At 46.7% G+C, this 20,648-nt stretch carries 16 protein-coding genes; 9 read left to right on the top strand and 7 right to left on the bottom strand.

Annotated elements, in window-relative coordinates; translation table 11 throughout:
- Positions 1-39: 39 nt before the first annotated feature.
- Together folK and folP are read right to left on the bottom strand one after the other, a co-directional pair.
- The gene (gene folK, locus H3S94_RS06655; protein ID WP_198240610.1) at positions 40-576 is read right to left on the bottom strand and encodes a 2-amino-4-hydroxy-6-hydroxymethyldihydropteridine diphosphokinase; all 537 of its coding nucleotides are present in this window, start codon (positions 574-576) and stop codon (positions 40-42) included.
- A 5-nt stretch (positions 577-581) separates the two neighbouring features.
- A complete protein-coding gene (gene folP, locus H3S94_RS06650) occupies positions 582-1,421 on the bottom strand; it encodes a dihydropteroate synthase (protein ID WP_198240609.1) in 840 nt (279 codons plus the stop codon).
- A 105-nt stretch (positions 1,422-1,526) separates the two neighbouring features.
- Here folP and H3S94_RS06645 point away from each other — a divergent pair, with 105 nt between their 5' ends.
- Positions 1,527-2,153 (top strand): DUF922 domain-containing Zn-dependent protease, encoded by a 627-nt coding sequence (locus tag H3S94_RS06645; protein ID WP_077992019.1) that lies wholly within the window; start codon positions 1,527-1,529, stop codon positions 2,151-2,153.
- A 3-nt stretch (positions 2,154-2,156) separates the two neighbouring features.
- Here the strand turns inward: H3S94_RS06645 and H3S94_RS06640 are convergent, their stop codons facing one another.
- A complete protein-coding gene (locus H3S94_RS06640; protein ID WP_077994525.1) occupies positions 2,157-2,480 on the bottom strand; it encodes a 2Fe-2S iron-sulfur cluster-binding protein in 324 nt (107 codons plus the stop codon).
- Positions 2,481-2,679: 199 nt separating this feature from the next.
- Between H3S94_RS06640 and H3S94_RS06635 the strand changes: the two genes are divergently transcribed.
- A complete protein-coding gene (locus H3S94_RS06635; RefSeq protein ID WP_198240608.1) occupies positions 2,680-7,707 on the top strand; it encodes a hypothetical protein in 5,028 nt (1,675 codons plus the stop codon).
- 637 nt (positions 7,708-8,344) lie between these two features.
- Here H3S94_RS06635 and H3S94_RS06630 read toward each other — a convergent pair.
- From H3S94_RS06630 to H3S94_RS06615, 4 genes are read right to left on the bottom strand one after another with little or no spacing between them, the layout of a single operon-like run.
- Positions 8,345-8,956 carry an ABC-type transport auxiliary lipoprotein family protein gene (locus tag H3S94_RS06630; RefSeq protein WP_077992016.1) on the bottom strand — a complete coding sequence of 204 codons (612 nt, stop codon included), beginning with the start codon at positions 8,954-8,956 and terminating at the stop codon, positions 8,345-8,347.
- Positions 8,953-9,918, bottom strand: a complete 966-nt coding sequence (locus H3S94_RS06625) for an MlaD family protein (protein WP_077992014.1) — start codon at positions 9,916-9,918, stop codon at positions 8,953-8,955. Before H3S94_RS06625 ends, H3S94_RS06630 begins: the two co-directional genes overlap by 4 nt.
- Before the next feature lies 1 nt (position 9,919).
- Positions 9,920-10,759: an ABC transporter ATP-binding protein gene (locus H3S94_RS06620; RefSeq protein ID WP_077992013.1), complete on the bottom strand. Its 840-nt coding sequence runs from the start codon at positions 10,757-10,759 to the stop codon at positions 9,920-9,922.
- An 11-nt stretch (positions 10,760-10,770) separates the two neighbouring features.
- A complete protein-coding gene (locus H3S94_RS06615; protein WP_198240607.1) occupies positions 10,771-11,940 on the bottom strand; it encodes an MlaE family lipid ABC transporter permease subunit in 1,170 nt (389 codons plus the stop codon).
- Positions 11,941-12,200: 260 nt separating this feature from the next.
- Between H3S94_RS06615 and H3S94_RS06610 the strand changes: the two genes are divergently transcribed.
- From H3S94_RS06610 to H3S94_RS06580, 7 genes are all read left to right on the top strand, one after another.
- Positions 12,201-12,980, top strand: a complete 780-nt coding sequence (locus tag H3S94_RS06610; RefSeq protein WP_198240606.1) for an SDR family oxidoreductase — start codon at positions 12,201-12,203, stop codon at positions 12,978-12,980.
- 15 nt (positions 12,981-12,995) lie between these two features.
- On the top strand, positions 12,996-15,311 hold the full coding sequence (locus H3S94_RS06605; RefSeq protein WP_077992007.1) for an NADP-dependent malic enzyme: 2,316 nt from the start codon (positions 12,996-12,998) through the stop codon (positions 15,309-15,311).
- A 234-nt stretch (positions 15,312-15,545) separates the two neighbouring features.
- Positions 15,546-15,833 (top strand): acyl carrier protein, encoded by a 288-nt coding sequence (locus H3S94_RS06600; RefSeq protein WP_077992005.1) that lies wholly within the window; start codon positions 15,546-15,548, stop codon positions 15,831-15,833.
- Positions 15,834-15,842: 9 nt separating this feature from the next.
- Positions 15,843-17,036 (top strand): beta-ketoacyl-ACP synthase, encoded by a 1,194-nt coding sequence (locus H3S94_RS06595; RefSeq protein WP_198240605.1) that lies wholly within the window; start codon positions 15,843-15,845, stop codon positions 17,034-17,036.
- Between the two features lie 10 nt (positions 17,037-17,046).
- Complete coding sequence (locus tag H3S94_RS06590; protein WP_198240604.1) at positions 17,047-18,324, top strand: beta-ketoacyl-ACP synthase; 1,278 nt, start codon at positions 17,047-17,049, stop codon at positions 18,322-18,324.
- Positions 18,325-18,374: 50 nt separating this feature from the next.
- On the top strand, positions 18,375-19,403 hold the full coding sequence (locus H3S94_RS06585; protein ID WP_198231037.1) for a zinc-binding dehydrogenase: 1,029 nt from the start codon (positions 18,375-18,377) through the stop codon (positions 19,401-19,403).
- Positions 19,403-20,335, top strand: a complete 933-nt coding sequence (locus H3S94_RS06580; protein ID WP_198231036.1) for a lipid A biosynthesis lauroyl acyltransferase — start codon at positions 19,403-19,405, stop codon at positions 20,333-20,335. Before H3S94_RS06585 ends, H3S94_RS06580 begins: the two co-directional genes overlap by 1 nt.
- The last annotated feature ends 313 nt before the right edge of the window (positions 20,336-20,648 follow it).

Below are 20,648 nucleotides of genomic sequence, written 5' to 3'. Positions count from 1 at the left end.
TTTTTCTGCCCGCGTCACCACTATAATGAAAAACCATTGTCATCTGATTGTGAAGTGTGTCGGAAGTACCACAATACCTTCATTCCGACATTCGTTTTTCCACGCTTTGACTTCGCGCCCGTTAATAACGAGATCCGGAGCTATTTCATTTAACGGCTCCAACACAAATGCCCTTTTCGTCATCAACGGATGGGGAATATCCAGAGTTTCAGAGTGATAATGGTCGATATTTTCATATGCGAGCACGTCAATATCGAGCGTTCTCGGACCCCATTTGACTTCTCTTAGCCGTCCATATTTTTTTTCAAGATTCAGACAAAACTGCAAAAGCTCTTCCGGAGAGAGGCCGGTCTCGATCTCGCAACAGACATTGACGAATTGATTCTGGTCGGTTTTTCCCCAAGGAGGTGTGCGGTAATAGGAAGAAACCGCTTTCAACCGGATAGCCGGTGCATGCGCCATATCTTCCAGGGCATTGCCAAGTGTTTTGATAACATCTCCGATATTACCGCCAAGTCCGAGCCACGCCCTCTTCCAACCGTTTTCTCGAAGCTCTTCCACATTCGGCTTGTTCATCAGCGTTAATCACTCTCTTCAATATTCAATAATGCATCAACAATTGCCAATGCATCCTTGTTGGCTGTCACATTATGCACCCGAAAAAGTGAAAAACCGGCCTGCCTTAACAGAACCGAAGTTGCAGCGGTTGCAATGTCGCGCATTTTCGGATTGTCGTAGCCTGTTATTGTTCCGAGAAACCTTTTTCGGGAAGTAGCCGCCAATAACGGAAAACCGAACATCCGGAGTTCGTCTGCGCGCTGAAGTAAAGCGAGATTATCGTGATAATTCTTACCGAAGCCAAATCCCGGATCAAGCACGATCGAATTGTCGGGAATTCCGGCCTTCGTGGCTATTTCCAATGATTTATCGAAAAAGAATTTCTGGTCTTCGATCATATCTGGAAGCGGAACGCGTTCGCGCGAATTGTGCATGATGATGATACCGGCCTGCTCTTCGGCAATTATTTCTGCCATCTCCGGATCTTTCTGCAACCCCCATATATCGTTGATTATATGTGCTCCCGCTTTCAAGGCAAGACGCGCCGTTTCGGCGTGATAGGTATCGATTGACAACAGCCCTTTACCCTGCCCGCTCAAACTCTCTACAACAGGTAAAACACGTCTCTGTTCATCATCGCAGCCTATCTCGCCAAATCCCGGTCGGGTGGATTCCCCCCCGACATCTATAATCATGGCTCCGTCATGCAACATTTTATCAGCGTGACGAATAGCATCTTCAAACGAATTGTGTTCGCCACCATCCGAAAATGAATCCGGCGTTACATTCAAAATCCCCATCAATACAGATTTTGTACCAAGGAAAATAGTTTTATTATGTCCAATAGACCAGCTACTTTGCATGTCGTATTTTGCTTGCTTTAAATTTATCCGATTTTGTAGATGCTTTTTTAGCATATTCATGTAAATGTCTAGAACAACTTACGACATTTAACGACAGAGATTAAAATGTTCAAAAAAACTTTTGGTATTTTAACTGCTACATGTATTTTCTTGATACCGTCCTGTTTGACGGCCAATGCGGCCAGAATTTATAAAACTGTCAGCTACTACACTTTATCGGGCACAACCCCTGAACAATTGGATAAAGGACTGGCACATAAAGGCCCCTATCTGAAAAGCACAGGCAGCCATCATCCCGGTGCTACGACAATTTCGTTTGATCCACGCTTGAAACTGGTTCAGGACGGGCGTTATTGCAAGGTTGCTTCTGTCAGTGTCGATGTGCACGCAAAAATGTCTCTGCCACGCTGGAAGCAACGCAGAACCACCAAGTCAATCGAAATGGCACTCGTCTGGGACACTTTGTCCCGCGATATTCAGCGTCACGAAGAAAGCCACATTGTCATTGCGCGAGCCCATGCCTCGCAAATCGAAAGAGCGGTAAAAAGTTTACCCTACAGAACCGATTGCAATCTCTTGAAAGAAGACATTGAAAAAACAACCTATAAAATATTGGCAAACCACGAAAATGCGCAAAAGGAATTTGATCGGGCTGAAGCAGTAAACTTTGAACATCGTTTCATAAATTTGCTCGTTGCAAGGTTGCAGAAACTCGAACAATCGAGAAAATAATTCTCACCCCTGTCGTTCCGGAATATAAACAACAAGACCGTCCAGACTTTCGTCAAGAGTTATCTGGCATGAAAGTCTGGAATTTTCACGTCTGTCATAAGCAAAATCGAGCATATCATCTTCCATCGGGTTCGGGTCTCCGACGCGTGACAACCAGTTCTCATCTATATAAACGTGGCATGTTGCACATGAACACGCTCCGCCACATTCAGCAACGATTCCGGGAACATTATTTCCCAATGCTGCCTCCATCAACGTCAAACCTGATGGGCTATCCACAACAAATTGCTGTTGTTCACGCGTGTTTACGAAACATATCTGTACCAAACCAATCACCCTATCTCATTGTTTCTTCGGATTTTTTTACCGAATTTTCGAGTCTTGACGAAGTTCCGTTAACTTTATCTTAAAACTTTTCAAACTTTAGCCAAGAACGTATTCCTTTCTAATTCCTTAAAGGTTAGGATAGGCAAGCTTTATTGAAAGTACCACCGTCTTTCAATGTGTATAGAGTAAAGAGGCTAAGATGGCACGCAGAACCAAGGCAGAAAAGATTGATGTCGAAGTAGAAGAAGCACTTGAACAGGCTTTAGACTTCAACTTCGATAATGCCCCGACAAAAGACAATGCTGCCCAACCAAACAACGGGCTCATAGATCTTGATGACCTTGCCGAGCAGATAGCGCAAGCGACAGAAGAACTTGCCGCCGAAAATGCTCCGTCTGCGAAACGCAACGGTCCGGCGGGACCGGCTGTTGACGAATCTGTGGCAGAAAGCCTTTTCGGGAAAAAACCGGTGCGCGAATCAACTGGTGGTACGGTTCACGACACACTGATCGCCAATCAGCCTCGCCCTGCCAATGACGACCTCAATCTTGTCGCCGTTCGTGGAACCTATACCAACAAACCATCGCGCATTTATTGGAGCACAACAGCTTTAAGTGCACTTTGGGCAGCCGGTGGTGCTTACGTTGCAAATACATTGGCACCGGCGGGACTTGCCGCATTTGCTACCACTCCTGTCGGTCTTGCGGTGGCTGCGGGAACGGCAGTGCCTATTTTGATGTTCTGGGGATTTGCACAATTATCGAAACGTTCGAGCGAACTCAAGAATATCGCGGCCGCGGTCAGCGATGCTGCATTACGACTAAGCCATCCGCAATCGACAGAGGAACATGCTGTTTCGTTAGGCAAGACGATCCGTCAGGAAGTCGCCGCTATGAACGAAGGCATCGAACGGACGTTGTCGCGTGCGGTAGAACTCGAAGCACTTATTCAGGGTGAAGTACAAAACCTTGAACGCGCTTATACAGAAAACGAATCACGCATTCATAATCTTATCAGCGAATTGAGCACAGAACGCGAGGCGATTCTTGGCCATGCCGATCGTGTACAATCAACCATTCGCGGAACGCAAAACGAGCTGGGCAAGGAATTTAGCCTCATTACCTCCAACATTTCCGCCAATGTTGAAAACGTCACAAAAACACTGACAAAATCACTCCAGCAACAGGGAGAAGATCTCGTTGCGCGCCTTGCCGAAGTCGGCGAAGGTGTCAGTGGTGAACTTGCCGAAAAGTTCCGTCAGACTGCCGAGGAATTGCAAAAACAGAATTCCGAACTCTACAATAATTTAGAGCAAAGCGTGAATAACGCGACCGAACGGCTTGAATCCAACAGTGCGAAAATATCGTCAAGTTTCAATCAGGGGGCCGAGCAAGCAGAACAGCGAGCCGAAGAACTCGGACAGCGGATGCAAGCTGCAACCGAACGCGTATTATCCACGTTCGACGAAAGAATATCCAAGCTGGGCAGCCATGCAAACACATTGTCGGCCGAATTTGACAATGCAACAACAGCAGCTATCGCAGCATTTGAAAAACGCTTGTCCGACGTCGACAAATCGTTGGACGAACGAGGCAACACGATAATCGATTCATTTATTAAACGCGCTCAAGAACTTGAAGAAAACACCGAGAAGCTTGGCGGAGTACTCGATTCACGTGCGTCAGAAATAAATGAGACACTTAAAGCCCGTGCCATTGATATTGCCAATGCGTTCACATCCGGTCGTAATGATTTTCTCACGACTGTTGATGACGGTAAAAAAATACTTGCCGACCAGATAGCCGGTTTGGACATTTCGCTTGGCGATATGCTCAAGAACCGCGCCGAAGCGTTCAAATCACAGATCGCCGAAGGTCGTGAACTCATCACCGAAATGCTGGGTGGCGAGACAGATAAGCTTTCTGCGATTGTAAAAGGCCAGATCGACGTGCTTTCACAACATGTAACCGGTATTGAAGAAGTTATGGTTAAAAATGTTGAAATGCTCGACAAACGTTCGCAAGGCTATGTCGAGGGTATTGAACAACGCACCGGAGCACTACAAGCGGCTATCGAAAAAAGTTTTGAGACAGCCAACGAATTGCTGGATACGCAAACGCGCAATATCGACACCAGAGCTGATGCTTTGAGGGATTCCCTCACCGTCAACAGCTCTGCGCTCAATGAAGTTCTGGCCGATCAAGCGCGTGTACTTGAGGAACGCATTGATTACATCAAGGATGTCATTGCAAAAGGTGATGCAACTTTTAACGAAACCGTCGGCAATCAGGTTTTGAAAGTTCAGGATGCTATTAGCAGCAATAGTGAATCGTTGAAATCTACGTTCACAAACCATCTGGATACTTTGAAAAATCACACCGAAATGCTCGAAAAAGCATTGGCTGTTTCCAATGATTCATTGTTGGCATCCGTCGACGAGCGTATCGGTTCTATGAATAAAAGCCTGACAACAAGCTCCAATACGATAACCGAACGCGCCAGAGAGTTGGAAAACAGCCTTACCACGACCTTGGGCGAAGTCACCCGTTCGTTGGAAGTCCAAAGCAATTTGCTGGGGCAAAGGTCCGATGAACTGAAAAACATTGTGATCGAGAACAATGAAGGCATTACACGTTCATTCTCCGAACAGACGGCGATCCTCGACGAACGCACCCAGACCATGCAAAAAGCATTGGAAGTCGGCGTTCATAATGTCAAAACAACTTTGGAAGATTCTGCTGTCTCTCTCGCGGGAGATTTGCGTGACAATATAGCGGCCGCATCGGAAGTTTTCAGTAATGAAGCTAAAAAGGCTGCCGAGTTGATTTCCCAGTCGAGCGGTAGTCTCGTTACGAATTTGTCGAGCCAAACAGACAAGGCACATTCCTTGCTGACAGAGGCCAATGACAAACTTGTCAATAGCCTTGAAGAGGCAACACAAAAAGCTTCAGACGTTCTTTCGGCGGCCGGTAACGGATTGACAACGTCAATCGCCGAAGAAACTGAAAAAACCCGCAACGTCATCGAAAATTCAAATGAAACATTAAAGGTTTCACTCACCGAAGTGACAGACAAGGCTTCTGCCATGCTCTCCCAATCGGGTAATCAGGTACTTTCCTCTTTCAATGACGAAGCGGCAAAACTCCAATCGACACTTACCAATATGAGTGATGGTATTCTTTCGACATTGAATAGCGAGACAGATAAGGTTCATTCGAGAATTTCCGACATCAGTCAGGAATTTGTCTCGTCCTTTGCCGATGTTGCAGTAAAAGCCGAGGGCGTTCTCACTGCTTCAGGGCAACGTGCTGTAACCAGTCTTACAGAACAGTCGGATAATGTTGGCAAGGCTCTTGCCGAAGCCGGAGATAATATTCTCTCTTCACTCGATTCCAGAATTAATGAAGCAGCAAGCCGTTTCAACGAAGCCGGACAGACATTGACAACAACTTTAGATACGGAAATGTCTCGCGCTGAAGGGATTATCAACCAGCAAGCCGAGCGTTTTAACTCTGTCATCGAAGCTTCAGCCCAGTCCATCGAACAGTCGTTGTCGGAACGTTCTAATCTGCTGAACGAAACGATGCAGCAATTGCAGAATAATATCGGTTATCAATTGAATAGCGTTGGCGAAAACGTCAACAATGTATTCGCCAATGCTTCGAGCCAAATTGCCGGTAATGTTCAGCAACTGGCAAGCGTTGCAGAAAATCTCGGTCAGACAGCTCAGCAAGCCACACAATCAATCGGTAATATGGCCACGCAGTTTAACGACCAACTCAGCTCGGCGACACAAGAAACCGAGCAACGCATGCAGGCGCAGAACGACGCATTACTGAATGCACTGGCACAACGTACGTCGGAAACGCTACAGGCTGTTTCGGGTGCAAAAGATGACTTCCTTGGCAATGTATCCGGTCTACTGGCGCAAATGGATCAATCTGCGCAGAATATCGGTGCCAATGCCAATTCGTTGATCGCTTCGATCCAGAACATTGACGGTCAACTCAGTGAAACGGCAAATGCGTTCTATCAAAACAGCAACCAGATTGCCGAGAATATCAACAATTCCAGCCAGATGCTCAGCAATAATTTCGAGCTTCTACAAGGTTTGTCAGGCAATACTCTCGAACAAATCAACCAGATGTCGCAGAATATCGATCAACATGCGGGTGTTCTCAGTCAGGCAGTTCAAATGCTTGAACAATCCCAGTCGTCGTTCAGCGGCACAGTTGAAGAGAAGCAGAATGCTTTGGCTCAATTGAGCAATGCCTTGATGGCAAAGTCGGAAGAAATCAGTCAAGTTATCGCCCATTATGAAGAAGCAATCGGGGCAGCATTGAAAGAAACCGACCAAAGCACACGCGATTCAGCATTCAGACTGCAACAGAGTCTCAATGAAATGGTGGTCGTTGCTTCTTCAAAATTCTCCAATGCGACTGATGAAATTCGTCACGCCACCCAATCAATCAAGGACGAACTTGAAAAAACAAGCGACAGTTTGAATAACACGATTCGCCAACTGCCGGTACAAACGAGGGAATCTGCAGACCAGATGCGTCATGCGGTAACCGACCAGATCAATGCGTTGCAAGAACTTTCGGTATTGATGCAGCAAACCGCACAAAGCAATAATTTTTCGCGCCCTGCCTCTTCCAGCGCGAATTTAAGGACTGCGGCTCCGTCTTTTGACGAAAAGCCTCGTACAATGCCGATGTTCAAGCAGAATTTCGCTGCAAAGCCGGCCCCTGCTGCTGCAAAGGTAACGACAACACCTCCGGCGAGAGATGGGTGGGTTTCAAACCTGCTGGCTCGCGCATCACGTGGAGATGAACCCGATGTCGCAACACTGACCAAAGTCGAGCAGCCCCGCCCTGCCGATCATGTGATTGAATCGCTGAATTCGCTTTCTGTCGATATTGTCCGCGCGATAGATCATAATGCAGCAGTTCAGCTTTGGGATCATTATCGTCGCGGTCAACGGAACATCTACACACAACGTCTCTACACTTTAAGCGGTCAGAAGACATTCGAGAAAATTCGCCAAAAATATCTCGTTGACAGTGAGTTCCGCCGTTCGGTCAATCAATACATTGCCGATTTTGAAAAATTGTTACGTGATGTTTCGAGAGAAACCGGTGATCGGGAAACGATACGTAAATATCTGACTTCCGATACAGGCAAGGTTTATACAATGCTTGCCCATGCAAGTGGACGCATCCAGTAAGTTGAAAAAAGGGGAGCCTTAGGCTCCCTTTTTTATCTTAGGCTGATCCGGTTAAAATATCGTTTGAACGTTATTCTGGAAGCCGAGAACCGAAACCTTCTCTAATTCGGCACGATCTTCCGCTTTTTTGCGCTCTTGAAAATCCTCAAGCTTCCTGTTTTTTAACGAGATAATCAAGCTCTCTGGTTTTTGGCTAGCAAATTGTGCAGCCGTTCGGCTCCTGAGCACCGGAAATCTGTTTTTTGGAATGCACAAAAATACCTGCGAATCCGAAACCTCCGAAATAAAATATTTTGTTTGAAACCGATGTTCCCGCCGGTTTTCCGGAAGGATGAATATTTATTCTCCAAAAGGCAATTCGACAGTCTTTAATCCGTAAGTGATGGCTTCATCATCTACCCCGCCACTATCCGTATTTTATAGAGGTGTTGGGAAAACTGCGGCTTTAAAATAATAGCGGAAATCTGCCTGCGTAAGCGTGGTATTCGCCTATTCTAACAATATGCACTACGCCACGCTGCCACAGCGAAATCTCCTCCTACCGGCTTTTCGGCCATATCACGAAAAAGCAGGCGCAAGCTCGTTGACCGAGTGGCTTGCAGCATTATGATTTGTGAAACCGGCTAAAACCCCTTGGCTAAATAGACGAAACTGTCCAGTTGACAATATCATTGGTAATTTTTTTGAAAGCATTATCCAGAGCGGCAGCATATTGATTGTTGTTTGTACCCGACACAGGTGAATTGGCTGTGAAAACTTTCTGCGCTTTTATATTACCGTTTCTGTCATCCATAATTTTTACGGCAATCTCAAGGGTCGCCACATTATGCCCATTCATAACATTGACGTCAAATGAACGAATGTCCGAGAGGATTCGATAATTGATAGCCAAGCCGTCTCCCGGACGCCCGACACCACCGAAATGATTGCTATTGTCATAAGCTTGAATGAGACGTGCCTGAACAAGATCGGGAAGACGGTCGCTCCATTGGGCCCGTTTCAGATAGGAAATAGAACCGCCCTGTTTGACAACAATGTCCTGTCCGTCAAGCGCTTTAACAGCATCCGGTTGTTCAACCAGAATTTGTATTTTCGGATGTTTTTGCGCGCCCTCAAGCGTGGCATTGCCGATTGATAGATCATAAGTGTCGCGTGAAGGTGTACCACAGGCGGAAAGAACCGATGCAGTAAACATGATTCCCAAAGAAACCGAGAGAAACCGGCTGACTTTTTTCCGTTCTGTTATCATCGACGTGTTCTCCCGTCATATTGTGGAACAGTCCCCGTCCCGCCGAATAACACGCGTTGTGGATCACGTTCCAAATCCGAAATGGCTCTTTCTATCCGGTCAACCGAACGACGGCTATCACTGACAAGAGCCTCGACATTTCGTAACCCCTGCCCCGAAAAACGTTCCAGATTATTGGCGATAGGTCCTATATGTTCATTTATAGTATCGGCCGCCTTTTGAATAGAGGCCAAGGTTTGTTGAGCCTGAACAATGACACTGTTCCGGTTATCCGGCGAGAGCATATTGTCAAGCTTGGCCATAATGGAATCGGCTTTTTCCGAGGCGGTATTCAATCGCGCCATCATCTGTCTGGTATCATCAAGAATTTTTTGAACATTGTCGGTGTTGTTGTTCAACGTCGCAGAGAAATTGCGGGTATTTTTTATCGTTTCTGTAAGAGGCTCGCGTGAATCCTTCATAAATCGTTCCATTTCGCCCAATGTCGAATTTGCACGGGCAAAAATATCTTGTGCGGTTGCCAGAAGATTGTTGAATGTTGAAGGATCGGCATCAATACGTGCAACTGTATCTTCTTTCTTTGCTTCTTCAAGGAGATTCGGTTCTTTTAGGCTACCACCTTTAAGTTCGATAAAAGCAAGTCCCGTCAACCCCTGAAATCCCAATGTTGCAACTGTCGAGCGGGTTATCGGCGTTGTGCCGTTAATCTCTGTTTTTGCGATAACCATATTGGGGTTGGTGTCATCGAGAACAAGGCGGCGCACGGTACCAACGCGTATACCGTTAAAGAATACCTGACTGCTTTCGCCCAGTCCGGTAACAGAGCCAGGAATGCGGACATCCAAAGGTTCGAGCTGGTGGGAATCACCCATTCGGGCAATAAAATAAACAATCATAAAAGCAGCGATAAGCGTCACCACAGTGAAGATACCGACTGTCACATAATCTGCTCTGGTTTCCATCTTACTCTGCCGTCTCTTTTATTTCAGGTTCAGGGTGGCGTTTATGCGGAACAATCTGCCTTGCCCGTTTTCCACGAAAATACGATTGAACCCATGGATCGTCAAACTTCAACATATCCTCTATCGTACCTTCAACCATAACCTTTTTATGACCGAGAACCGCTATTCTGTCACAAACAGCGTAGAGGCTATCAAGGTCGTGTGTTACCATATATACAGTTAATCCCATAGTGTCGCGTAAATCTTCAATAAGAAGATCGAAATCTGCCGCACCGATCGGGTCAAGGCCGGATGTCGGTTCATCAAGAAACACAATATGCGGGTCGAGTGCCAAAGCACGCGCAAGTGCTGCACGTTTAATCATACCACCTGAAAGCTCGGAAGGATATTTTTCGGCCGTATCGGCCTCCAGACCGACCAGAGAGATTTTCAATCTCGCAAGTTCGTCCATCAATTTCGGCGATAAATCGAGATATTCGCGCATGGGAACCTGTATATTTTCCAAGACATTCAATGCCGAAAACAAAGCGCCATGTTGGAATAATACGCCCATACGCATATCAATCTCGACTTTTTCATTGTCTGAAATTTCATCAATATCCTGTCCCAGAATTTTGATATGTCCGGATACTTTTTTATTAAGCCCCAGAATTGTTCTCATTAACACGGATTTTCCGGCACCCGATGGTCCTATGAACCCAAGAATTTCACCACGGTGAATATCGAGATTAAGCCCATCGAGAACTTTCTTGCTGCCGAACTGCACTGTAACATCACGAACCGAAATGATTTCATCGGTTGTGAGATCCAGTGTCGAATGGTTCCGTTTGGCTCTTTTCACCTTAAAACCTCTTAAAAATTGATCGCAGCATAGAAGATTGCAAAAAAACCGTCGATGACGATAACAACAAAAATGGACTTGACGACCGAAGATGTTACGCGTTGCCCCAATGATTCTGCACTGCCACCAACCTTCATCCCCTCGACCGAAGCAATGATTCCGATAATCAGTGCCATGAAAGGAGCCTTGATAAGACCGGCAAAGTAGGTTGTTGTATAGACAGCGTCATTCAGACGGGTAATAAAGGCCGCATACGAAATATTGGAATAAAGGTTTGCAACAACGCCTGCGCCGATCAATGCTGCAAGATCGGAAATAACTGTCAGGAGTGGCAAAATAATCGCCAGAGCGACGAGTCGCGGAAAAATCAGAACACCTATCGGGTTAAGCCCCATAACTTTTAATGCGTCGGTTTCTTCGCGCATTTTCATAGAGCCGATTTCTGCGGTGATCGCACTTCCCGATCGTCCGGCAATCATAATCGCCGTTAAAAGCACACCGAGTTCACGGAAAACAAGGATACCAACCAGATCGACCACAAAAATTTCTGCACCGAAAAGCCGCAACTGGAATGCGCCTTGCTGGGCAATAATTGCCCCCACAATAAATGACATAAGAATAATAATCGGAACGGCCCCCACCCCCATCCGGTCGATCTGAGTCACAACGGCAGGCAGGCTTACCCCGGACCCTCTCCCTTTTTTCATCTGGGAACCGCGAATCGTCGCACCCAATATATCCATTGCCAATAAAAAATCGTGGTAGCTGTTAATGACCCTTTCACCCAGGGCGGAAAAAAAGCGGATATAAGCGGGTAGCTTGGGTTCGTTCAGTGTATCATCTTTATTGGAAAAACTTTTACCGACAGTAATGAGAAGCGAATGCCACGATTGCTTGGTTCCTGTCAGCTCGACCTCTATGTTGCGTTCTTTGAGCTTGACATAAAGGCGTTCGAGCACCCATGCACCGGCAGTGTCCAGAGTTTCGAGACCGGAAGCATCCAATACAGCTTTTTTGCACTCGGCGTGTTCGAGTTTGCGTAATTCATCGTCGATAAGATATACCGTATGCGTATTCCAATAGCCAAGACACGAAACAGACAGAACTCCGTTCTCTATATCATGTCTAACCATTGCCGGTTTATTTAACTTCTGTTGTGCCGACTTCATACGATCACTCATTCAACCTGTTCATTTCCCCCTGAAATGTCGATTCTTCTCAATACATTCCTAAATATCATCGAGAAAGATTAATCTCCAATTAACTATGTTTTTCTGGACATAACACATTCGTGTAAGCTACACATTCCTGTAGCTCATGACAGTTGCGGATAGTTAGACTATATCTCGACAACTAAAAATGAAAAACAGCGGCATCCACTTAAAAAAGCCGACATAATCGCGTTCTTATATTATAAAAGGTGGATTGAAAGAAAAATACTATGGATTTGGGTTTAACAACACGTAAAGCGATTATATGCGCGTCAAGTAAAGGATTAGGCAAAGCTTGTGCAATCGCTTTGGCTAAAGAAGGATGTGAAGTTGTCATTAACGGACGACATGGCGAAAGTCTTCACGAGACAGCGAAAGAAATCAAATCGCTTACTGGTGCAACAGTGATCGAAGTGGTTGGCGACGTTGCAACTCAAGAAGGACAGAGAGATCTCTTCAAAGCATGTCCGGATCCCGATATTCTTGTCACAAATAATCACGGTCCTGCCTTTCGTGATTTTCGTGAGCTTGATCGCAACACAATTATTGATGGTGTCATACAAAATATGGTCACACCTATCGAATTGATAAAAGCGGTCATTGATAAAATGGTTGCCAAAAAATTCGGCCGCATTGTCAATATAACATCGACATCGGTTTATGCTCCTATTGCCGGTCTCGATCTTTCATCCGGAGCCCGCGCCGGTTTAACATCTTTTCTTGCCGGAATTGCGCGTACAGTCGTTGCAGACAATGTCACGATCAATAATCTTTTGCCCGGTCCGTTCTTGACTGACCGTTTAAAACAAAGTTTTGCAGCAGCATCGGAAAAGACCGGAATTCCGGTTCATGAAATCGTAGCAAAAAGGCAAAATCAGAATCCGGCTAAACGTTTCGGAAATCCGGAAGAATTCGGGCAGGCTTGTGCGTTCTTATGCGCGACAAAATCCGGTTTTATAACCGGCCAAAACCTTATCATTGATGGCGGCGCTTATTTAAGTGCTTTTTAAATTTGGATTAACCCGATGTCACAAAAAAACAAATCCCCCCGTCAAGTAGAACTCGAACAAGCAGCTCTCTTTTATCACCGTTATCCGAACCCCGGAAAACTTGAAATACATCCGACCACACCTTTGGGAAACCAGCGCGATTTGGCGCTTGCCTATTCTCCCGGTGTAGCTGCCCCTTGCGAGGCTATCCACGATGATCCGAAAACGGCCGCCGAATATACTGCACGCTCAAATCTGGTTGCTGTGGTCTCTAACGGTACGGCAGTCCTCGGCCTCGGCAATATCGGACCACTCGCAGCCAAGCCGGTTATGGAAGGCAAGGCTGTACTCTTCAAAAAATTTGCCAATATCGATGTATTTGACATTGAAATAGATGCCAATGACATTCCCCATATTGTTGATACTGTTGCAGCATTGGAGCCGACTTTCGGCGGTATCAATCTCGAAGACATCAAAGCACCCGAATGTTTTGAAGTTGAAGAGCAACTCAGGGAGCGGATGAATATTCCGGTATTTCATGACGACCAGCACGGTACTGCCATTATCGTTGGCGCGGCCGTTATTAACGGACTTGAACTCGCTCACAAAAACATCAAAGATGTAAAAATTGTCGCTTCCGGAGCCGGAGCGGCCGCCCTTGCCTGCCTCAATCTATTGGTTCGCCTCGGAGCAAAAAAAGAAAATATCTGGGTGAGCGATCTTGAAGGCGTTGTTTATGAAGGGCGTGAAGCTTTGATGGATCGCTGGAAAAGCGTCTATGCGCAGAAAACCGATGCGCGCAAGCTTGACGACATCATCGGGGATGCCGACATTTTTTTGGGCGTTTCTGCCGGTAATGTTTTAAAACCTGAAATGGTAGCAAAGATGGCTAAAACGCCACTCATTCTTGCTCTTGCCAATCCGACACCCGAAATTATGCCGGAAGAAGCACGGAAAGTACGCCCCGATGCAATGATATGTACCGGTCGTTCAGACTACCCCAATCAGGTCAATAATGTTTTGTGCTTTCCTTATATTTTCCGTGGTGCACTTGATGTCGGGGCAACGGCAATCAACGAGGAGATGAAAGCGGCGGCTGTCTATGCAATTGCAGCTCTCGCCAAAGAAGAACCTTCCGATGTGGCAGCTCGCGCCTATTCGGGCGAGGCTTTGAACTTTGGTCCGAATTATCTGATCCCCTCGCCTTTTGACCCCCGGCTTATTCTGCGCATCTCGCCAGCCGTTGCAAAAGCCGCGATGGAATCGGGTGTAGCGACACGACCGATCACGGATATGAATGCTTATATAGACAAGCTGAACCGCTTTGTTTTCCGCTCAGGACTTATCATGAAGCCGGTTTTTGCTGCTGCCAAATCTGCCCAACATAAGCGCGTTATTTATGCTGACGGTGAAGACGAGCGTGTACTGCGTGCCGCCCAAATTGTTCTTGAAGACCAGACTGCTGTTCCTATTCTGATCGGTCGTCCGGAAGTTGTCGAAGCACGATTGAAACGTTTTGGCCTAAGAATTAGACCCGGCAAAGATTTCGAGCTGATTAACCCGCAAAACGACCCGCGCTACCGCGATTACGTCGATCTGCTTCTCCATTACACAGGGCGGCGTGGTGTCACACCGGAAGCAGCTAAAACCATTGTCCGGACTTCTACAACCGCTATTGCCGCGCTGGCAGTCATGCGTGACGAAGCAGACGCGATGATTTGCGGCCTGGGTGGGCGTTTCAGCCGAAATCTCCAGCTTGTGGACCAGATTATCGGCCTTGAAAACAAAGTCGGGCAATTTTCTGCCTTGAGCTTGTTAATTTCACAGCGCGGAACGCTGTTTCTTACCGATACTTATGTGAATACCGATCCAACGGCAGAACAAATTGTCGAAATGGCCGCGCTTGCCGCCGAAGAGGTTCGCGGCTTTGGTATAGAGCCGAAAGTCGCACTGCTTTCACATTCCAATTTCGGTTCCAAGGATACAGATTCTGCGAAAAAGATGCGTAAAGCTTCGGAAATTCTCGCCGAACGTTTTCCCGATCTTGAATCGGATGGTGAAATGCATGGTGATGCTGCTCTCTCGCAAATATTGCGTGATCGTGTTTTTCCCGGTTCCCGACTGAAAGGAGAAGCAAATCTTCTTGTTTTTCCAAATCTTGACGCAGCCAATATCACGCTCAACGTCGTGAAAAATCTGACAGATGCCCTGCATGTAGGGCCAATCCTGTTAGGTACGGCACGACCGGCTCATATTTTAACAACCTCGGTTACCTCGCGCGGCGTTGTCAATATGACTGCATTGGCTGTTCTTGAAGCAAATACAAAAAGGAATCAAAAACAAAACGGATAGGTTTCATCCTGTTCATTTTTTACCTGACTTGTCTTTGTAAACCGTATTCCGTCTCTTTTTTCATAAAAAAGCCTAATTAGAACGGGCTTTATAGTGGAAGAGGCGGAATATTGTTTCCGTGAAGCAATAAGAAATGTTAATTCTGCTTTCAGTCTTTTTTTTAATCGAGAAAGACGCTAGAAAGATTCGCTAAGAGGCTGGTTGACAGCCATAACAATTAAAAGGAATTGCACATTGACCTCTACGTTTGACAGAGTTGCCGACATCATCGCTGAAACAAGCGAGATCGATCGCAATACGATTAAGCCGGATAGCCATGCCATCGACGATCTGGGCATTGATAGTCTTGACTTTCTGGATATTGTTTTTGCTATAGACAAAGATTTCGGTATCAAAATACCGCTGGAAAAATGGACGCAGGATGTTAATGAAGGCAAAGTCGGAACTGATGAATATTTTGTTCTGGAAAATCTTTGCAAGAAGATTGACGAACTCGTTGAAGCCAAGAAAAACGCCGGATAATCTTATATAATGCCAAACAACCATTCTGTCGTCATTACCGGTATAGGTCTGATAAGCTCCCTTGGAGAGGGTGTGGAGAAACATTGGGAGATGTTGAATGCGTCTCCGCTCGCTCCCCACCTCGATCAGGAAAGCTTTGCTCCTTATACAGTTCACGCTCTTGGTGAAGTTGACTGGAGCCTGCAAATTCCCAAGCGCAGCGATCAGCGACAGATGGAAACATGGCAGAGATTGGGCACTTATGCAGCCGGTCTTGCATTGGAAGATGCCGGTGTCAAAGATGACCTTCCGGTAACTTCAACCATGGATATGATTGTTGCTGCCGGTGGCGGCGAGCGCGACATCAATGTCGATGTTGAAATTCTCAACAAAGGCAGGACATCAACAAACCGTGGTGTCATGTTGAATGAAACGCTTTCAACCGAATTACGGCCAACTCTTTTTTTGGCACAATTATCCAATCTTTTGGCTGGCAATATCTCTATTGTTCACAAGGTTATCGGTTCTTCCCGCAGCTTCATGGGGGAAGAGGCAAGCGGTCTTGCGGCTTTTATGGTTGCAACTGCAAGAATTCGATCCGGTCAGAGCACCCATGCTCTTGTTGGAGGGTCTTATAATTCCCAACATTATGATATGCTTTTGGGACAGGAACTGGGACAACTTTTGAAGCGGGACGGGTGGTCTCCGGTCTGGCAGCGGGAAAATTCCCAAGGCGGCGGGCTTGTTACCGGCTCGGGCGGTGTTTTCCTCGTTCTTGAAAGTTTGGAATATGCCAAAAAACGCGGCGCAAAGATTTACGCCACTGTTTCCGACTTTGTGACCGATCAAACAAACCGAAAAACCGCTTCCCTTGATAAAACATTGGAGAGAATGTTTGAACATGTCAAAGGAACCGGCGGGCCAAGACAAAATGATCTGGTTGTATCGGGTGCGTCAGGTGTGAAAGGCATCACCAGAACCGAAAAAGCTTTATGGGATAAAAGCGGACTTCCCTATCGTGGCGTTTCCACTTTGTTCGGTCATTGGCGTGAAGCCCAGTTTCCTCTGGCTTTGGCTCTAGGTGCTATAGCGATAAAGAAAAAACAAGCGTTCAAAGCCTTGAGTGAAGATGAAAAACCGTTCGACGGTAATCTTGAAAGCGTCATTGTTTCAACAGTTGGCACAACGAGAGCCGAAGGTATGGCACGGCTTATAGCTGGCTAAAGGATTTGTAATGGACAAATATACCGATCATCTGGGGCGGCCACTTGTCGCAATTACAGGGGCTGGTGTCATCAGCTCTTTAGGCCAAGGTAAAGAAGAAAATTGGCAAAAGCTTATCAATGGTGTCAGCGGTATCCACCGGATAACACGTTTTCCGGTCGACGGGTTGACGACACAAATAGCCGGCACTGTCGATTTTCTTGAAGAAAGCCATGTCGGTGCTTCCGCTTTATCGGAAAAACTGGCAACTATTGCAGCAAGCGAAGCAATCAACGAAGCAGGGCTTGATGAAGCTGCATTTAACGGTCCATTGTTTCTGGCTGCTCCGCCGGTAGAACTGGATTGGAAATCACGTTTTGCACTTGATGCTGAAGTCGATCACGAAAAAGCTCCCTCCTATCAGGCTATTTTGGAAGTTTGTGCCAAAAATCCCCATCACAGTTTCTTCGAGACAACCCAATTCGGATATATAGCCGAACGATTGAAAGACCGGTTTGGAACAATTGGTTTGCCAATCACCTTATCGACCGCCTGTGCATCCGGAGCAACAGCAATCCAACTTGGTGTTGAAGCGATAAGACGCGGCGAAACCGATCGTGCATTGACTATCGGTACCGACGGTTCGGTGTCTGCCGAAGCGTTGATACGCTTTTCTTTGCTATCGGCTTTATCAACCCAGAACCAGATACCTGAAAAGGCTTCAAAACCATTCAGCAAAGGCCGTGACGGTTTTGTCATGGCTGAAGGTGCGGGAGCACTTGTTCTTGAATCTCTCGAAAGCGCATTAAAACGTGGTGCGAAGGTTCTGGGGCTGCTTGCCGGATGCGGTGAAACGGCTGATGATTTTCATCGCACCCGTTCCAAACCCGACGCTTCGCCCGCAACCGGTTCAATGCGTAAAGCATTGGAAGATGCGGGCATTGGTATTAATGATATTGATTATATCAACGCCCATGGGACTTCCACGCCGGAAAATGAAAAAATGGAATATCTCGCTTTGTCGAATGTATTTGGCGAACATATCCATAAGGTTCCGGTGTCATCGAACAAGTCCATGATCGGCCACACATTGACCGCGGCCGGCGCTATAGAGGCTGTTTTTTCGCTTTTGACCATCCGGACAGGAATTATGCCACCGACCATCAATTATGATGAACCTGATCCGGCTATCCAGCTTGATGTCGTGCCAAACAAATGCCGCAAGGCGAAGGTGACATCTGTTCTTTCAAATTCTTTCGGGTTTGGTGGTCAAAACGAAAGTCTTGTCATCAGAGGCTATAACGGGTAACTCACCGTTTAGTTTTCTTCTCTGGCAAATTATTTTAAGAAGGATTGGTCATGCGCGCATTGCAATTGCTTGACGACAAACGTCTTGAATTAACCGAAATAGCACCACCTCCGGCTCCTGGTAATGGTGAAGTTACGGTCGAGATAAAAGCGGTAGCACTCAATCATATTGATGTTTGGGGCTGGCGCGGAATGGCCTTTGCAAAGCGTAAGTTACCACTGACGATCGGTGCTGAAGCTTCCGGAATTATCCGGTCAGTCGGTTCGGGCGTCGGCAATCTTCAGGTTGGCCAGCTCGTTTCCATTTACGGGGCAAAAACTTGTGGACTTTGTAAAGCTTGTCGTGAAGGACGTGATAACCTTTGCACGCATGTAAGTGGTGTTCACGGCTTTCATATTGACGGTTTTGCCTGCGAAGCGGTGAATTTGCCTGCTCGTTTATTGGTACCGGCACCACTTGATTGCGACGAAATTGACGCAGCCGTTGCTCCCATAACATTCGGTACAGTCGAACATATGTTGTTCGATAATGCCAAACTTCAACCCGGTGAAACCGTTCTTGTCCATGCAGGCGGCTCCGGTATCGGTTCTGCGGCGATCCAGTTGGCAAAGCGCATGGGCTGCACCGTCTATACGACGGTCGGCTCCGACAGCAAAATGGAAAAAGCAAAAGCTCTTGGCGCAGACGTTGTCATCAATTATCGCGATGATCGTTTTGAACATGTTGTGCGGAAATTGACCAAGAAAAAAGGCGTTGACGTGGTCTTTGAACATGTCGGTGCCGATACCTGGGCCGGTTCCATGCTTAGTCTGAAACGGGGCGGTCGTCTTGTCACCTGTGGTTCGACTTCCGGCGTCTCCACACAAATGAATCTGATGCAACTCTTCCAACAACAATTGAAGATTTTCGGTTCTTTTGGCTGTCGCATGGAAAATATGGCCAATGCCATGCAAAAAATGGCGCAAGGTATTGTCCACCCCGTTATCGATACAATTGTTAATTTTGACGATATTGAAAAAGCACTGGAACGGATGGAAAGTCGTGAAGTGTTCGGTAAAATCATCCTGAAAATCAATTGATGCAGAAATTGCGTTTAAAGCTTATCCTTTTTCGTTTGCGGGCAAAGCTGAAAGACTGGTGGGACTGGTCTTGGGCCCATTTTGTTTCCGGATTGATGGCGCTTGTCAGCCACCTGCCTGCAAAGGCCGGTATCGGCTTTTTCGCGTGGTTTGCCCGCACTGTCGGGCCGTTACTGCCGCGCCACAAAATAGCGCTGGAAAATTTGCGCAAGGCATATCCTGAAAAAGATCCGCAATGGATCCGCAAAACCGCCCTTGAAATGTGGGAAAATATGGGGCGGTTATTTGCCGAATATGTGTTTCTTGACAAAATTTTCGACTTCAATCCGAATGATGAAAAACCGGGCCTCGTTGAAGTTGATGGAATTGATATTTTTGTCCGGCTTCGGGACGAAAAAAAGCCGCACATATTTTTCACAGCGCACACCGGCAATTTCGAGCTTTTACCCATTTGTGCCGCAACTTTCGATCTCAATGTTACTGCGCTTTTTCGCCCCCCCAACAATCCCTATATTGCCAAACGCGTTTTAAAAGCGAGACGGACTGCAATGGGGCATCTCGTTCCCTCGAAAGCCGGTGCGGCCTGGGCACTTGCGGGCAAACTTGCCGAAGGTGAAGATGTCGGTATGCTGGTCGACCAGAAATTTCGGCGCGGTATAAAAGGGACATTTTTCGGCAGACCTGTCAGAACAAATCCGCTATTGATTAAGCTTGCGCGCCAGTATGATTGCGATGTCTACCCTGCCCGCTCTATCCGGCTACCCGGAGGGCGTTATCGCCTTGAGCTTTATGAGCGTTTCGACTTACCCAAGGATGATGACGGTAATATTGACGAGGTCAAAGCCGCCCAGAAACTCAATGATATTGTCGAAACCTGGGTGCGTGAATATCCCGGACAATGGATGTGGTTTCATAAACGCTGGGACGATTAAAGCCGTCAGGCATAAGCGATATATCGCCCTTCCTTTGGTTCTTTATTGTCGTGTCGGAAAGCCGCCCTTAACCTGCCGGATATTGCTGCTATTTCACAAAACCCGAAATCCTTTATGGTGACTGATAAATTTCACTCAGGCGGGTTTCATAATTTTTGTAATTTCCCGTAAACACACCGTCAGAATGTTCAATGATGACCTGACATTTTATCGTGTTTCGTTTTTGTTATATCGTGCTGTGCTTTGTCGTCGTTCCGACTGCAATTCTAACACACTGGCTCAACAGCGTACCGGAACATAAAGAATAGCCAAG

It is taken from the genome of Bartonella sp. B10834G3 (assembly GCF_016102505.1).
GTDB lineage: Bacteria > Pseudomonadota > Alphaproteobacteria > Rhizobiales > Rhizobiaceae > Bartonella > Bartonella choladocola.
This window is presented reverse-complemented; position numbering and strand designations above follow the sequence as displayed.

Bases quoted from the DNA above. Each gene is read 5' to 3' on its own strand.
- H3S94_RS06630 (WP_077992016.1), bottom strand. From the start codon at position 8,956: ATGATAACAGAACGGAAAAAAGTCAGCCGGTTTCTCTCGGTTTCTTTG.
- H3S94_RS06610 (WP_198240606.1), top strand. From the start codon at position 12,201: ATGGATTTGGGTTTAACAACACGTAAAGCGATTATATGCGCGTCAAGT.
- H3S94_RS06585 (WP_198231037.1), top strand. From the start codon at position 18,375: ATGCGCGCATTGCAATTGCTTGACGACAAACGTCTTGAATTAACCGAA.
- H3S94_RS06580 (WP_198231036.1), top strand. From the start codon at position 19,403: ATGCAGAAATTGCGTTTAAAGCTTATCCTTTTTCGTTTGCGGGCAAAG.
- H3S94_RS06635 (WP_198240608.1), top strand. From the start codon at position 2,680: ATGGCACGCAGAACCAAGGCAGAAAAGATTGATGTCGAAGTAGAAGAA.
- folP (WP_198240609.1), bottom strand. From the start codon at position 1,421: ATGCAAAGTAGCTGGTCTATTGGACATAATAAAACTATTTTCCTTGGT.
- H3S94_RS06590 (WP_198240604.1), top strand. From the start codon at position 17,047: ATGGACAAATATACCGATCATCTGGGGCGGCCACTTGTCGCAATTACA.
- H3S94_RS06625 (WP_077992014.1), bottom strand. From the start codon at position 9,918: ATGGAAACCAGAGCAGATTATGTGACAGTCGGTATCTTCACTGTGGTG.
- H3S94_RS06605 (WP_077992007.1), top strand. From the start codon at position 12,996: ATGTCACAAAAAAACAAATCCCCCCGTCAAGTAGAACTCGAACAAGCA.
- folK (WP_198240610.1), bottom strand. From the start codon at position 576: ATGAACAAGCCGAATGTGGAAGAGCTTCGAGAAAACGGTTGGAAGAGG.
- H3S94_RS06615 (WP_198240607.1), bottom strand. From the start codon at position 11,940: ATGAGTGATCGTATGAAGTCGGCACAACAGAAGTTAAATAAACCGGCA.
- H3S94_RS06645 (WP_077992019.1), top strand. From the start codon at position 1,527: ATGTTCAAAAAAACTTTTGGTATTTTAACTGCTACATGTATTTTCTTG.
- H3S94_RS06595 (WP_198240605.1), top strand. From the start codon at position 15,843: ATGCCAAACAACCATTCTGTCGTCATTACCGGTATAGGTCTGATAAGC.